Annotated in this window: 13 protein-coding genes and 1 pseudogene; 11 read left to right on the top strand and 3 right to left on the bottom strand. The window is 74.5% G+C overall.

Features of this window, described 5'->3' with window-relative positions; translation table 11 throughout:
• Window positions 1-775: 775 nt before the first annotated feature.
• The 10 genes and pseudogenes from ACIRST_RS39180 to ACIRST_RS39135 all read left to right on the top strand — a co-directional run bounded on the left by ACIRST_RS39180 (window position 776) and on the right by ACIRST_RS39135 (window position 9042).
• Window positions 776-1069 carry a hypothetical protein gene (locus ACIRST_RS39180; protein ID WP_402808969.1) on the top strand — a complete coding sequence of 98 codons (294 nt, stop codon included), beginning with the start codon at window positions 776-778 and terminating at the stop codon, window positions 1067-1069.
• A gap of 100 nt (window positions 1070-1169) precedes the next feature.
• Window positions 1170-1595, top strand: coding sequence for a phage tail protein (locus tag ACIRST_RS39175; RefSeq protein ID WP_350524446.1), 426 nt, complete (start codon window positions 1170-1172; stop codon window positions 1593-1595).
• A 122-nt stretch (window positions 1596-1717) separates the two neighbouring features.
• On the top strand, window positions 1718-2440 hold the full coding sequence (locus tag ACIRST_RS39170) for a LysM peptidoglycan-binding domain-containing protein (protein WP_350524447.1): 723 nt from the start codon (window positions 1718-1720) through the stop codon (window positions 2438-2440).
• Complete coding sequence (locus tag ACIRST_RS39165) at window positions 2437-4215, top strand: VgrG-related protein (RefSeq protein WP_350524448.1); 1779 nt, start codon at window positions 2437-2439, stop codon at window positions 4213-4215. The genes ACIRST_RS39170 and ACIRST_RS39165 overlap by 4 nt, the downstream gene beginning before the upstream one ends.
• 135 nt (window positions 4216-4350) lie before the next feature.
• Window positions 4351-4662: a PAAR domain-containing protein gene (locus ACIRST_RS39160; protein ID WP_350524449.1), complete on the top strand. Its 312-nt coding sequence runs from the start codon at window positions 4351-4353 to the stop codon at window positions 4660-4662.
• Window positions 4659-5081: a GPW/gp25 family protein gene (locus ACIRST_RS39155; protein WP_350524450.1), complete on the top strand. Its 423-nt coding sequence runs from the start codon at window positions 4659-4661 to the stop codon at window positions 5079-5081. Before ACIRST_RS39160 ends, ACIRST_RS39155 begins: the two co-directional genes overlap by 4 nt.
• Window positions 5081-7042: a putative baseplate assembly protein gene (locus tag ACIRST_RS39150; protein ID WP_402808965.1), complete on the top strand. Its 1962-nt coding sequence runs from the start codon at window positions 5081-5083 to the stop codon at window positions 7040-7042. The genes ACIRST_RS39155 and ACIRST_RS39150 overlap by 1 nt, the downstream gene beginning before the upstream one ends.
• A complete protein-coding gene (locus ACIRST_RS39145) occupies window positions 7039-7599 on the top strand; it encodes a phage tail protein I (RefSeq protein WP_350524452.1) in 561 nt (186 codons plus the stop codon). Before ACIRST_RS39150 ends, ACIRST_RS39145 begins: the two co-directional genes overlap by 4 nt.
• A 3-nt stretch (window positions 7600-7602) precedes the next feature.
• A pseudogene (locus ACIRST_RS39140) lies at window positions 7603-7668 on the top strand (zinc-ribbon domain-containing protein); the annotation flags it as partial.
• A gap of 561 nt (window positions 7669-8229) precedes the next feature.
• A complete protein-coding gene (locus ACIRST_RS39135) occupies window positions 8230-9042 on the top strand; it encodes an NADase-type glycan-binding domain-containing protein (RefSeq protein WP_402809007.1) in 813 nt (270 codons plus the stop codon).
• A 136-nt stretch (window positions 9043-9178) separates the two neighbouring features.
• On the opposite strand, the gene ACIRST_RS39130 is transcribed toward ACIRST_RS39135, so the two are convergent.
• The 3 genes from ACIRST_RS39130 to ACIRST_RS39120 form a co-directional block, all read right to left on the bottom strand.
• Entirely contained in the window at window positions 9179-10066 is an 888-nt protein-coding gene (locus ACIRST_RS39130) for an alpha/beta fold hydrolase (protein ID WP_402808962.1), read from the bottom strand.
• A 137-nt stretch (window positions 10067-10203) separates the two neighbouring features.
• The gene (locus ACIRST_RS39125; RefSeq protein WP_402809005.1) at window positions 10204-11370 is read right to left on the bottom strand and encodes a glycosyltransferase family 4 protein; all 1167 of its coding nucleotides are present in this window, start codon (window positions 11368-11370) and stop codon (window positions 10204-10206) included.
• A gap of 92 nt (window positions 11371-11462) precedes the next feature.
• Window positions 11463-12605, bottom strand: a complete 1143-nt coding sequence (locus ACIRST_RS39120; RefSeq protein WP_402808960.1) for an acyl-CoA desaturase — start codon at window positions 12603-12605, stop codon at window positions 11463-11465.
• Between the two features lie 369 nt (window positions 12606-12974).
• On the opposite strand from ACIRST_RS39120, the gene ACIRST_RS39115 reads away from it, so the two are divergent.
• Window positions 12975-13964 carry a phospholipase gene (locus ACIRST_RS39115; RefSeq protein ID WP_402808957.1) on the top strand — a complete coding sequence of 330 codons (990 nt, stop codon included), beginning with the start codon at window positions 12975-12977 and terminating at the stop codon, window positions 13962-13964.
• Window positions 13965-14235: the final 271 nt, after the last annotated feature.

The raw sequence follows: 14235 nt of genomic DNA, 5'->3' as shown, positions 1-14235 counted from the left end.
GGCCGTGGCCGGTTCCCCGTCTGTGCAGGGGAGTTCGGTGCCGGGCCGGTCGTCCGGACCGGGCGTGGTGCGCGGGCTCGTGGCTGCGGTGCAGCGTTCGCGGGCGCGGCGTCCGTCGGCGCGCGGCGGAGACGGGGCGGTGGCTGCCGCCGATTCCCCTTCGGCGCACGGGGGTTCGGCGGCGCAGCCCATACCCATGCCCGAGCCCATGCCCAGTCGCGAGCGTTTGTGGCGTTCGTCGGGCCGGAGGGACGGTCGGGTGGGGCCCGGCTCCTCCACGAGGCGCGGCACTTCCGTCTCGCCGGTCGGCACCGTCGGCGCCGTAGGGCCGACGGACGCGCCACGCGTCCGGCCGGGCCGCCCCGACAGGGCCGTGCCGCACACCGGTGGCCCGGTGCCGTCGGCGACACCGCAGCCGCAGGCCGGCGGCCCGGGCGCCGATCTCCCGGCCGTGCAGCGTGCCGTCGCACCGGCGTCCGCGGGGAGCCCGGCGCCCGGTGGCTCCGCTGCGCCGTCGGCCGTGGCGCGTGCGCCGCGCCCGCCCGTGGTCCGGCTCGCACCGCCGACGGCGGCGTCGCTCCAGCGGCTTCCGGCGCCCTCCCGGCCCGGGCAGCCCGCCCCGCAGCTCTCCTCGCAGCTTCCCTCGGCATCCTCGTCCTCGCCCGTGGCGCTGCGCACCCTCAGCGCTCCGTCGGCTCCATCTGCTCCGTCCGTACCGTCCGTGCCGGGGGCGTTCGCACCGCAGTCGCCCGGTACGGCGCGGATGTTGCAGCGGGTGGCGGAGCAGGCGGGCCTGACCGGGGTGCCGTTGACCGCCGTGCCGGCCCGTACGCCGACGACCACGGTGCAGCCCGCCCCGCAGTCCACCCAGCCCGCCCACTCCACCCGGCCCGCCCGGTCGGTGTCCCCGCCCGAGACGGGCGGACCGCCGGTCGAGACGGGCGGCCACGGGCCGGCCGACCTCGACGAACTGGCCCGTCGCCTGGTCGAACCGGTCGGGCGGCTGCTGCGCACCGAACTGCGCAGGGGAAGGGAGCGCGGCGGGCGACCGTACGACGGGCGCCGCTGAGCGCGGACCGCGAGCGGCGGCCGACCGACTCCGGCACCAGCCGGAACGAGAACCCGAAGCAGGAACAGGAACGGGAAACAGGAATCAGGATGCGGAACCCATGACCGACAACATCTTCGCGACCAGTGTGTTCTTCAGCCTGACCATCGGCGGCAACGACCTGGGGGAGTTCACCACCTGCTCGGGGCTCGGTGCCCAGGTCGAGATCGAGCAGTACGCGGAGGGCGGCAACAACGGCTTCGCCTGGCAGCTGCCGGGCCGCATCACCTGGTCGAACATCACGCTCACCCGCGCGGTCACCGCGGACACCGCCAAGATCGCCCGCTGGCTGGGCGAGATCGTCCGGAAGGTCGAGCCGAAGGACGGCGAGATCGTCGCGCTGCGGCCCGACCTGAGCCGGATCGTCGGCTGGCAGGTGCTCGGGATCGTCCCGGTGCGCTGGGAGGGGCCGTCCTTCGACCCCTCCAACTCCCAGGCCGCGATGGAGACCCTGGAGATCGCCCACGTCGGCCTGCGCCCCTCCTGAGGACGCCGCGGCCCCATCCGGCGGGTCCCACCCGACCGCACTCGGCCGCGCCCCGCACAGCACAGCCGTTCCGACCCAGCTGCCCCCCATCCAGCCGCCCCACCCACGTAAGGAGCACCAGGATGTCCTCGGCGGTCCCCGCGAGCGTCACCCGGGCCCAACTGACCATCATGGAGCCCCCGTCGACGGTCGGCGCCCAGCCCGGCGGAACGCTCGCGCAGCTGCGGCTCCAGTTCAACCCGGCGACCCTGGTGCTGCGCAAGACCACCGAGTGGCGGCGCACGCCGTCCCGGATGGCGGGCGAGTCGGCGCTGCCGGAGTTCGTCGGCAGCGGTCCGCGCTCGCTCTCCCTCGACGTGTTCCTGGACTCGACCGCGACCCACGACAACTCGGTGGAGCGGGCGGTGGAGAAGCTGATGACGGCGTGCGTGCCCACGGCGGCCAGCCTGGCCCGCAAGACGCCGGCCAGCCCGTGGATCCGGCTGGACTGGGGCACCCTGAAGACGACCTCGTTCAACGGGGTGATGACCGGCCTCTCGGTCACCTACACGCTCTTCGACGTCAACGGCAGTCCGCTGCGGGCGGTCTGCTCGCTCACCATCGACGAGGCCAGCGTCGACCCGGCCGGCCAGAACCCGACCTCCGGCTCGCCCGAGGCCCGCAGCACCCACCGGGTGATCGCGGGCGACAGCCTGCCGTTGCTCGCCTGGCGCGCGTACGGGGACGCGACGGCGTGGCGCACCATCGCGGAGGCCAACGACATCGACGACCCGCTGGCCCTGGTGCCGGGCTCGGAGCTGATCGTGCCGGGGATCGACGAGCTCACCCGGGTCGGGCAGTCATGACCACCCCCGAGGCCCGGGGCGGCCGCTCCTTCGCCGCGGATCCGGTCGTCGAGGCGCCGGGCCCGCTGCCGCCGATCTGGGCGACCCAGCTGGTGTCCTGCGACATCGAGGAGAGCGTCGGCCTCCCGGACACCGCCGTCCTGAGCTTCCGGGACGCGGACCACAGCTTCCTCGCCGCGACCGGGATCACCATCGGGACCAAGCTGCGGGTGTCCGTGGTGACGGTGCAGGGGAACACCCGGGTACGGCTGTTCACCGGCGAGGTGACCGCGCTGGAGCTGGAGGTGGACACCACCGGCTCGTACACCGTGGTGCGGGCGTCGGCGGTCACCCACCGCCTGATGCGCGGGCGCCGGGTGAAGGCGTTCCGCAACATGACGACGGCCGACATCGTCCGGGAGGTCGCCTCGGGCGCGGGCCTGCCCTGCGGCCGGATCGACTCCTTCCCGGTCGTCCACCAGCAGCTCTCCCAGGCGAACGTCCCGGACTGGGAGTTCCTGCAGTTCCTGGCGCAGGAGAGCGGGGCCCAGGTGCGGGTGGACGACGACGGCCGGCTGGAGTTCGTCCGGCCCGAGCCCGCCTCCGGGGCGCCGGCGCCCTCCACGCCCGCGCCGCAGAACCCGATGGTCCTGGAGTACGGCCGCAACCTGCTGGAGCTGCGCGGCGTGCTGACCGGCGCCGCCGGCGCGGACACGGTCGAGGCCCGCGGCTGGAACGTCACCACCAAGAGCGCCCTGGTCGCCACCGAGCCGTCGGTGACCTCCCGGACGGTGCTGCCGGGGATGAGTCCCGCGCAGGTGGCCTCCGCGTTCCCCGGCCGGGCCCGGCTGACCGTCGCCGACACCCCGTACCGCACCCAGGCGGAGACGACCGCCGTCGCGCGGTCGCTGGCCGCCTCGGTGGCCTCCGGCTTCGGCGAGCTGGAGGCCGTCGTCGAGGGCAACCCGCGGCTGCGGGCGGGCACCGCCGTCGCCCTGGGGAACGTCGGTGCCGCCTTCTCGGGCCGCTACACCGCCACCGGGGTGCGCCACCTGCTCGAACCGTTCCGCGGCTACCGGACCACCGTGGTGGTCAGCGCGTCGCCCGACCGCTCCCTGGCCGGGCTGGTCACCGGCGGCAATGCGCCGCCGCGCGGTCCTCGGATGCCGGGCCTGGCCGTCGCCGTGGTCACCGACGTCCGGGAGCCGGGCGGCGGGCAGCGCGGCTGGGTGAAGCTGAAGTTCCCCTGGCTGGACGACACGTACGTCTCCGACTGGGTGCGCACCGTGCAGTTGGGCGGCCACGGGGGCGGCGGCGTGGTCAGCCCCGAGGTCAACGACGAGGTGCTGGTCGGCTTCGAGCAGGGCGACCTGGACAGCCCGTACGTGCTCGGCGGGCTCTACAACGGCGTCGACCGGCCCTCGCCGCACGACGTACCGCTGGTCGACGCGGGCTCCGGCAAGGTCAACCGCCGCTCCGTGGTGTCCCGTTCGGGCCACCGCCTGGAACTGCTGGACGTGCCGGGCGGCGCCTCCGGCGTCCGGCTGGCGAGCGGGGACAAGAAGCTGGAGGTCAAACTCGACCAGCAGAACGGGGAGATCGTCCTGACCGTCCACGGCGTGGGCGGCGCGGCGGGGAGCACGGTGCGCCTCGACTCCTCCGGCATCACCCTCGACGCCGGCACCGGGACCGTGAACGTGCGCGGCGGCTCGGTCACCCTGCGGGGCACGACCGCGGTCACCGTGGACGGCGGCGCCGAGGCTGTGGTCAAGGGAGCGCTCGTGCGCATCAATTGACGGAGTGTCAGTCATGGATCGACAGTCAGCAGTCAGCGGCAACCAGTAACCCAGTTACCAGCAAGCAGCAACCTGCAAGCAGCGAGAAGCCGGCGGCCACGCGCCCACCGGCACCACCGGAAATGGAGACCGTACATGCCCCCCGCAGCCCGGACCGGCGACCTCACCGATCACGGCGGCGCCCTCACCACCCCGCCGCCGGGCGCCCTCAGGGTGGCGACCGTGCTGATCGGCGGCCGCCCCGCCGCGGTGGTCGGCAGCATCCACGCCTGCGTCCCGCACGTGGAGATGGGCCCCGCCAACCTCGTCGAGCCCGGCCTGGGCACGGCGACCAGGGGAGTGGTCCTGATCGGCGGCCTCCCCGCGGCCCGCATGGGCGACAAGACGACCTGCGGCGCCACCATCACGAGCGGCGCGTTCAACGTGCTGATCGGAGGCGTGGCATGACCAGCAGCTTCATCGGCCGGGGCTGGGCCTTCCCGCTGCGGGTCAACGCCACCGGCGGCATCGGCATGGTGGACCGGGACCGGGAGATCGCGGAGGCCGTCCGGCTGATCCTCGGCACCGCCCCCGGCGAGCGGCCGATGCGCCCGGAGTTCGGCTGCGGCATCCACGAGTACGTCTTCGCGCCGGGCGACTTCACCACCGCCGGACGGATCGCGCGCGAGGTGCGCATCGCACTGGAACGCTGGGAGCCGAGGATCGAGGTCGACGACGTGGTGATCGCCTTCGACAGCGTCGACGAGGGCACGCTCTACATCGACGTCCACTACACCGTGCGCGCCACCAACGACCGCCGCAACCTGGTCTTCCCCTTCTACACCATCCCGGAGTCCCCGGCCGCGGTGAACGGGGGCGAGAACTGATGGCCCTGCCCTCCCCGAACCTGGACGACCGCCGCTTCCAGCAACTCGTCGACGAGGCCAAGCGGTACGTCCAGCAACGCGCGCCGGAATGGACCGACCACAACGTCTCCGACCCCGGCGTCACCCTCATCGAGACCTTCGCCTACCTGGTCGACCAGCTGCTCTACCGGCTGAACCGGGTACCGGAGAAGAACTACTCCGCCTTCCTCGACCTGCTGGGCATCCGGCTCTTCCCGCCCGCCGCGGCCCGGGCCGACATCGACTTCTGGCTCTCCGCCCCGCAACCCGAGACGGTCCTGCTGCGGGCGGGCACCGAGGTCTCCACGCTGCGCACCGAGACCGACGACGCGGTGGTCTTCTCCACCGCCGACGACCTCCCGATCGTCCCCAGCTCGCTGGACCGGCTGCTCACCGTCAGCGCCTCCGGGGAGCAGACCGACTGCACGGGCCGACTGGCCGACGGCGCGGACGTCCGGTGCTTCCAACCGCACCCGGTGGTCGGGGACGCCATGCTCTTCGCGCTGCCGGCCGTGGTGCCGCGCTGCATCCTGGTCGTCCGGCTGGACAGCCGGGTGGAGGGCGTCGGCGTCGACCCGCGCCAGCCGCCGCTGGCCTGGGAGGTGTGGGACGGCGCGCGCTGGACCGTCTGCGAGACCGGCAGCGACACCACGGGCGGCCTCAACCGGCCCGGCGAGGTCGTGGTGTTCGTGCCCGCCGGGCACACCGCCTCGGTGGTCGCCGGCCGACGCGCCGGCTGGCTGCGCTGCCGGGTCACCGAACCGCAGCCGGGCCAGCCGTTCTACTCGGAGTCCCCGACCATCCGCCGGGCCGAGGTCTTCACGGTCGGCGGCACCGCCACGGTCGTCCACGCGCAGACCGTCACCGACGCGCCGCTCGGCACCTCGGAGGGCGTCGCGGGCCAACGCTTCGGGCTCTCCCGGCCGCCGGTGCTGCTCGACGGCGAACCCCCGGTGGTCGAGGTCGCGGCCGGCGAGGGCTGGGAGCCCTGGATTGTCGTCGAGCACTTCGGCGAGTCCTCGCCCGTCGACCGGCACGTCGTGCTCGACGCGACCACCGGCGAGTTCCTCTTCCCGCCCGCGGTGCGGGAGCCCGACGGCAGCCTGCGCGCCTTCGGTGCGGTGCCGCCCAAGGGCGCCCGGCTGCGCGTCCCGCACTACCGCACCGGCGGCGGCACCGCGGGCAACGTCGCCCGCAGCACCATCACGGTGCTGCGCAGCTCCGTCCCGTACATCGCCCGGGTCGACAACCGCGAGGCGGCCAGGGGCGGGGTCGACGGCGAGACCGTGGAGAACGCCAAGCAGCGCGCCCCGCACCAGCTGAGGCTGCAGGAACGCGCCGTCACCGCCGGCGACTTCGAACTGATCGCCCGGCAGGCCGCGCCGTCCGCCGCCAGGATCAGCTGCGTGCCCGCCACCGGCGGAGAGGCCGGCGCGGTACGGGTGCTGGTCGTCCCCGACGCCGTCCCGGACGACGGCGAGCGGCTGCGGTTCGAGCAACTGATCCCCGACGAGCAGGTGTTGGCCACCGTCGCCACGGCCCTCGACGAGCGACGGCTGATCGGCACCCGGATCGTCGTACAACCGCCCGCCTACCAGGGCGTGACGGTGGTCGCCCGGCTCACCACCCGCGCCGCCGACCCCGACCGCGTCCGCGAGGAGGTGCTCGCCGCCCTGTACGGGTACCTCAACCCGCTGCGCGGCGGCGCCGACGGCGCGGGCTGGCCGTTCGGCCGGGCCGTCCAGTACGGCGAGGTGTTCGCCGTCCTCCAGCGGGTCGCCGCCGTCGCCGGCGTCGAGGAACTGCGGCTGTTCCCGGCCGACCCGATCACCGGCCGCCGGGGTGCGCCCGCCGAGCGCGTCGAGGTCCCGCCGGACGCCCTGGTCTTCTCGCACCAGCACCAGGTCGTGGTCACCGCGGCCGCCGAGGACGGCAGGTCATGAGGGCCGCCGTCCCGGGCCTGCCCAGCCCGCACCCGATCGGCGAGCTGCTTCCGGCGCTCTTCGCCGACGACGACTTCGCCCAGCGGTTCACGGCCGGCCTGGACACCGTCCTCGCCCCGGTCTTCGCCACCCTGGACAGCCTGCCCGCCTACTTCGAACCCCGGCTCGCGCCGGCCGACTTCGTCGACTGGCTGGCGTCCTGGGTCGCGGTCGACATCGACCCGACCTGGCCGATGGAGGTGCGCCGGGCGGTGGTCGAGCGCGCCGTGGAACTGCACCGCTGGCGCGGCACCCGACGCGGACTCACCGAGCGGCTGCGGCTGGTACTGGGCGCCGGCGCCGAGATCGTGGACGGCGGCGGCACCACCTGGTCCACCGCCCCCGACGCCGCCCCGCCGCCCGCCACGAGCGGTGACGTACTGGTCCGGGTTTGGCCCCTGCACGGCCCGGCACCGGACGAGGACCAGGTGCTGTCCGTCGTAAGGGCGGGCTGCCCGGTCCACCTGACCTGCCGGGTGGAGATCCTGCCCGGCCCACCCGGGCGAGCGGAGGGCTGACGGATGCCGGTGTGCCCCGAATGCGGGACGGCCAACGCGGAGGGGGACGACTTCTGCGGCAACTGCGGCGCCTACCTGGGGTGGTCGCACGGTACCGCTGCTCCGGCGGCTGCGGCTGCGGCTGCTGCCGGGCCAGGGGCCGGGGCCGCGCCTGAGACGCCTGCCGAGCCCCCGGCGCCTGCTGCGGCGTCCGCCGTGCCCGCCGACCCGGCCGCGTCCGCTGCGCCTTCTGCGTCCGCTGCATCTCCTGCGTCCGCTGCGCCCTCTGCGCCGCCCGGGCCCGAGACCGCGCGCACCGGGTCCACGTGGCGGAACGTGTCACGACGGGTGACGCGCGGCAGGAGGGAGCAGCCGCCCGCCGCGGACGCCGAGCTGCCGACTCCGCCCGCGGTCGAGACGCCGGCCCCGCCGGCCGCCGAGCCCCCGCACGAGAGCTCCACCCGGGTACGGTCGGCTTCGGTTCCGTCGCCGGACCCGGACCCGGACCCGGGCTCGGCCCCTGCCCCGGCCCCTGCTTCGGACCCCGCCCCGGCCGCCGCCCCTCCGCGGACGCCCGACCCGGCTCCGGCGCGGACGCCCGAACCGCCCCCGGCACCGACACCCGACCCGGTTCCGGCGCGGACGCCCGAAGTGCCCGCGACTCCGGCCCGGGCCGTGCAGGCCGACCCGGTGGCCGTGCAACCCGCCAAGCCCGTCGCGCCTCGTCCCGTCGTCAGAACGGCGGCGGCCGACGCCGCCCAGGACGGCCCGCCCTGCCCCCGCTGCGGCACGCCCAACCTGCCCGAGCGGAAGTTCTGCCGCCGCTGCGCGGCCCCGCTGACCGTCACCGCGGCTGCGCCCAGGCTGCCGTGGTGGCGCACCCGTTGGCCGTTCCGGCGCCGGGTGCGCATGGGCGGTTCGGGCAACGCGCTGCGCCGCACCATCGCCCTGCTCGTGCTGGTCGCGGTGGTGGTGGCGGGGATCCTGCTGTACCCGGCCGGGAAGAAGGCCTTCCAGGACGTGCTGGACAAGCTCGGCAGCACCGCGCCGATCACGCCCTCCCAGACCTCCGCGAGCGCCGCCGTGGAGGGACGTCCCGCGAGCGCGGCCGACGACGGCCTGACCAACACCTACTGGGGAGCACCCGCGGTCGGGGACTCGATCAGCTTCGACTTCCGTACCCCGTTCCGGCTCGTGGACCTGATCGTCCACACGGGCGACTCCACCGACCCGGAGCGCTTCCGGCAGCAGGCCCGTCCCATCGTCCTGTCCCTGGAGGTCACGTCCAAGGACGGGGAGCTGCACCGGAAGCAGATCTCGCTCAACGACCAGCCGGGCCCGCAGACCGTGGTGACCGGGATCAGCGACGTCGTCCAGGTGAAGCTCACCGTCCGCGAGGCCGCCGGAACCGGCCCCGGCCGGGCGATCGCCCTGGCGGAGGTGGAGTTCTTCAAGCGCACCTGAGCCCGCCCACCCGCCTGCTCGCCTACCCGCCTGCTCGGCGGCTCAGCGGCTCGGCGGCCGGTGTGTCCGCTCTTCTCTTCCGCTTCCCGACGTACCGGAAGTCGGTCGTCGGGATGCTCAGCTCCATGCGACCTGGTCACCGAGGCGTTCGCCGCGCCTCGGTGATCAGTGCGCGGAGTGCGGCGGCCACGGGCGCCGGGCGCTCCTGCATGGCGACGTGGCCGGTGTCCGGAAGGGTGAGCAGACGGGCGTCGCGGAAGGCCGCGTAGGCGCGGGGTGCGGTCCGGAAGGGGACGAGGCGGTCCTCGCGGCCGTAGACGAGCAGAGTGGGGGCGGTGATCCGGTGGGCCAGCTGCCAGGGCGAGGACGGGCCCCGCTGCAGGAAGGCGCGGACGAGTGCGCGTACGCCCGCCGGCAGCATGCCGGCGGTGTGGGGGAGCCCGGCCCGGCGCAGGCGTTCGCGGGCCTCGGTCGCCCGCTGCTCGGGGCCGACCCGGGCGGGGTCGGCGTAGATCAGGCGGTAGAGGTCGTCGAGCTGCCGGTCCTGGTCCTGGGCCGACAGCAGCCGGGCGTACAGGCGGGGGGCACCCGGCAGGGCGAGCAGGGACACCCGGAGGGCCTGGACCGGCGGCAGGGCGGGGAGCACGGGGGACACCAGCGTCAGGGTGGCCACCAGGTCCGGGCGGCGGGCGGCGAGCCGCAGGCCGGCCAGGCCGCCCAGGGAGTTGCCGACGAGGTGGACCCGGCGGTGCCCGGCGCGGTCCAGGTGGTCGGCGACGGCGGCGGCCTGGCGGGAGACGGTGACGACGCCGTCCGGCGGGGGCGCCGAGCTTCCGTAGCCCGGGAGGTCGAGGGCCAGGCAGTGCACCGAGGTCCGCAGGAGGCCGATCAGGGAGGCCCAGTTGTGGGTCCAGCCGCCGAGGCCGTGCAGGAAGACGGCGGTGTCGGAGGCGGGGGCGCCGCCGGTGGCATCGGCGACGGGAGAGGTGACGGGGGAGTACTCGGCGGCGAGGGGCGGGTGCACGGCGGTCGGTTCCTCGGTTCCTCGGTGTTTCGGTTCTTCGGTTCTTCGGTTCTTCGATTCCTCGGGTCGGACGGTCGGACGGTCGGCGTGGTCCGGGTGCCCGTACGTGTCGGCGGATCGGCGCGGGGCCCGGCGGTTCAGCGCCCGGCTCGTTGGCGCCGGGGTCCGGCGGTCTCCGCGACGGCGTGCCGGTAGTGCCCGATCAGCCGGTCGCCGACCGCCTCCCAACTGCGGTCGGTGACGGCGGCCCGGCCCGCCCGGCCGAGTTCCGCCCTCAGCCCGGCGTCGCGGGCCAGGCGTTCCACCGCCGTGCGGAACGCCCCGCCCGCACCGGGCGGGACGAGGAAGCCGGTCCGTCCCGGGACGACGAGGTCCAACGGCCCGCCGGCCGCCGGGGCGACCACCGGCAGTCCGCTGGCCATGGCCTCCTGGACGGTCTGCCCGAAGGTCTCGAACGGTCCGGTGTGCGCGAACACGTCGAACGAGGCGTAGAGCCGGGCGAGTTCGTGTCCGGTGCGGCGGCCCAGGAAGAGCGCGTCCGGCAGTGCCGCCGCCAGCGGGCTGCGGCAGGGGCCGTCGCCGACGACCACCAGCCGTACGCCCGGGAGCCGGGAGACCTCTGCCAGCCGGTCGACCTGCTTCTCCGCGGCCAGGCGCCCGACGTACCCCACCAGCACCTCGCCCTGCGGGCCCAGCCTGCGGCGCAGGGCCTCGTCCCGGTGGCGGGGGTCGAAGCGCGCGCAGTCCACCCCGCGCGGCCACAGGTGGAGCCGGGGCACGCCCTGCGCGGCCAGCGCGTCGAGCGAGGCCCGGGACGGGGCCAGCGTCCGCGCGGCGGTGCCGTGGATGTGCCGCAGGATCCGCCAGGCCGTACGGGCCCCGGCGTCTCCGGCCAGCGGCAGGTAGGTGCGGGCGTAGGCGGCCAGGTCGGTCTGGAACACCGCCACCGCCGGGGTGCCGGCCCGTCGGGCCGCCGCCGCGCCGACGGCCCCGAGGACGAACGGCCCCGCCAGGTGGACGACATCGGGCCGGTGCCGCTCGATCGCCTCGGCCACCCGGCGCCCGGGAAGCGCGATCCGCACCTCCGGGTAGCCGGGCAGCGGCAGGGAGGGGACGTGGGCCACCCGGTAGCCGTGCGGCCGCTCGCCGGCCTCTCCCGGACGACCGCGCCGGGGTCGCGCCGCCGGGGCCAGTACCAGCACGGCGTGGCCGCGGGCCGCCAGGTGCTCGGCGGTTCGCAGCACGCTGTGGGCGACGCCGTTGAGCTGCGGCGCGAAGGACTCGGTGACGATCAGGACGCGCAGCCGGCCGTCGTCGGAGGCCGGGAGTCCTGCGGCCCGAGCGGTTCGGCCGGTCGGTACGGCACGGCCGGTCGGTACCGCGGACCGGACCCCGTTCACCGGGCGGCACCGGCGGCGGCTTCGGCGTCCACCTCTACCTCTACCTCTACCTCTGCCTCTGCCTCGGGGTCGATCGCGGGGGCGATCCCGGCTCGGGCCCCGACTGCCGCCCCGTCCCCCGCCGCGCGGCCGACCTCCCGCAGATCCCGCAGGATCTCCCGGAACGACGCCGCGAGACCGGCCTCGCAGTACTCCACACCGATCTCGGCACAGTACGCCCGCACGATGTGTGAGGCCGCGCCGAGCGATGCCACCGGCGTGGCCGGGAAGAGGTGGTGCTCGATCTGGTAACCGAGGCCACCGAACACGAAGTGCACGACCCGCCCGGCACGGAGGTTGCGGGAGGGCAGGACCTGCCGCCGCACGTAGTCCCCGTGCGCCTCGTCCGCGCCGGTCATCGGCATGCCCTTGTGGTTGGGCGCGAAGATGCACCCCAGGTACACGCCGAGCACGGCCCCGCACACCGCGGCGAACGCGAGCGCCTGGAGCGGCGTGAGGACGACGAGCAGGAGTCCTGCCGCCAGGGCGTAGTGCAGGACGGCGAGGGTCCGCTCCAGGGCCGGGTACCGGACCTGACCCCGGACCAGGGTCAGGCAGGTCGCGACGACGAGGCCGAGCGCCTGGAGGGAGAGCAGCGGGAAGAACAGCTCGGCCTGGTGCCTGGCGACGGCCCGGCGCAACCCCCGTGTGCGGCGGGCCTGTTCGACGGTCCGGACGAAGAGGATGGAGTCGGCGGCCGGATCGCGGCCCTCGCGGTTCGGGTGCGCGTGGTGGCGGTTGTGGTCGCTGACCCACCAGCCGTAGCTCATGCCGACCAGGAGGTTCCCGAGGACGATCCCCGCGAGGTCGGTCGCCCGGCGCCCGGAGAACACCGCGTGGTGCGCCACGTCGTGGCCGAGCAGCGCCAGCTGGCCCAGGACGAAGGCGAGCAGGGGTGCGAGGGCGAGCTGCCACCAGGTCGCGCCGAGGGCGGTGAACCAGGCCAGGAGCAGGGCGAGGGCGGCCAGCAGGGCGGTGCTCCGGCCGGCGTAGTAGAGGGGGCGCCTGCGGAGGAGTCCGGCCTCCTGGACGCGTCGGCGCAGCTCGGCGAAGTCACCGCGCCGGGCCGTGCCGACGGTCGGGCTCTCCTGAACGGTCATGCCACCATCCCGGGTGTCGGGTCGCCCGGCCGACCGCGACCGCCTTCCGCGCGGCCCGGACCGGGAACGGCCCAGCCTTCCGTACCCGTACCTCCGACATCTCGATCCGGTCCGTGTCGCCCGGGACATGGACCGATCGGGCGGACGGCGGTCCTCGGCACTCTGCTGCACGTCCGAGCTCCGCCCGTCCGTTCGAGTCCCGCGAACGGCCTCCGGGGTGCGGAGTGGGGTGCCGGGTGCCGGGTGGGGCGGGGAGAGACGATCGACCACCAGTTGTGCTGTTTAGCCGTCATTTACCGTACGTCGACGTACAGTTGGTGTGCTTGGCATGCACACTTCAGGAACTTCGGACGTGAAGGAGCATCTCTCGTGACCACTCACCTCAGGCGTCCCGCCCTCCGGCGCACGGTACCGGCGCTGATGGCGACACTGTGCGGGATCGCCGGCGTCGCCACCGTCGGCGCGACCCCGGCAGCGGCAGCCGACCAGCGGCACGCGATCTACGCGATCGCGCACCGGGTCGACACCGTGGCAGGCGTGGACGCCGCCCTCAAGCACGGCGCCAACGGCATCGAGATCGACGTCTGCGCCTGGTGGAACCCGAACGAATGGCGGGCCTACCACGACTGCTCCTCGGCCGGGGAGAACCGTCTGGGCCCCAGCTTCGACAGCATGATCGACCGCATCCTCTCCAACGCCAACGCGGGGCGCCGGCTCTCCCTGGTCTGGCTGGACATCAAGGACCCGAACTACTGCGGGGAGCAGCCGAACCGCACCTGCAGCGTCGCCGGGCTGCGGGACAAGGCCCAGCGGCTCACGGCCGCCGGGATCCAGGTGCTCTACGGCTTCTACGAGTACCACGGCGGCAACACCCCGGACGTCGGCGGCCGGGGCTGGAAGAGCCTGGAGGGCAAGCTCGGCCCCCTGGAGGGCATCACGACGACGGGGAGCCGCGACACGGTCCGCAGCGCCTTCGAGCGTTCCGGCTCCGGCTTCCCGGCCGGCCACCGGGCGATGGACTACGGCGACAGCGACATCACCAAGGGGTTCGGCAACTGCACCGAGCCCACCTACAACACCTGCACGGAACTGAAGAAGGGAGCGGCGGACCGCGCCTCCGGGCAGCTCGCGGCCACGCTGTCCTGGACGACCACCTACAACGACCCCTGGTACGTCGACAAGCTGCTGGGTGACGCCCGGGTGGACGGCATCATCGCCGGCTACGGCGCCTTCACCGGAGTGCGCGAGTACGACGACAGCTGGCAGTGCGCCAACGCCGTCAACCTCGTCCGAGACTGGGTGAACCGCCACGGCTCCACCCACCGCATGGCCACCGGCGGCGACCGCCTCTTCAAGTAGGGGACGACCTCCGGCCGCGCCCCGGTACGGGCCGGGCGCGGCCGGGCGCGGCGCGGGCCGGGGCATTTGTTCTCGGGCACGGAGTGGGAGTAGTGTTCTCTAGTCGCTCGGCAGGGAGCACCGGACACGCATCGGCGCGGACGGTCCCGGGGCGGCCAATCCCCTGAAACACCACCTCCCAGGTTCGGGCTGGGTTGCGTTCGCATTTCTGCGTCGCGGCTCGGTTCTTATTCGGCGTGTTCGTTTTATCGGATTGCGGTCGATTCGCCTT

The sequence above is a fragment of the Kitasatospora sp. NPDC101447 genome (assembly GCF_044767225.1).
Classification (GTDB): Bacteria; Actinomycetota; Actinomycetes; order Streptomycetales; family Streptomycetaceae; genus Kitasatospora.
The sequence above is the reverse complement of the archived record's forward strand: the minus strand, read 5'-3'. Positions and strand labels throughout refer to the sequence as shown.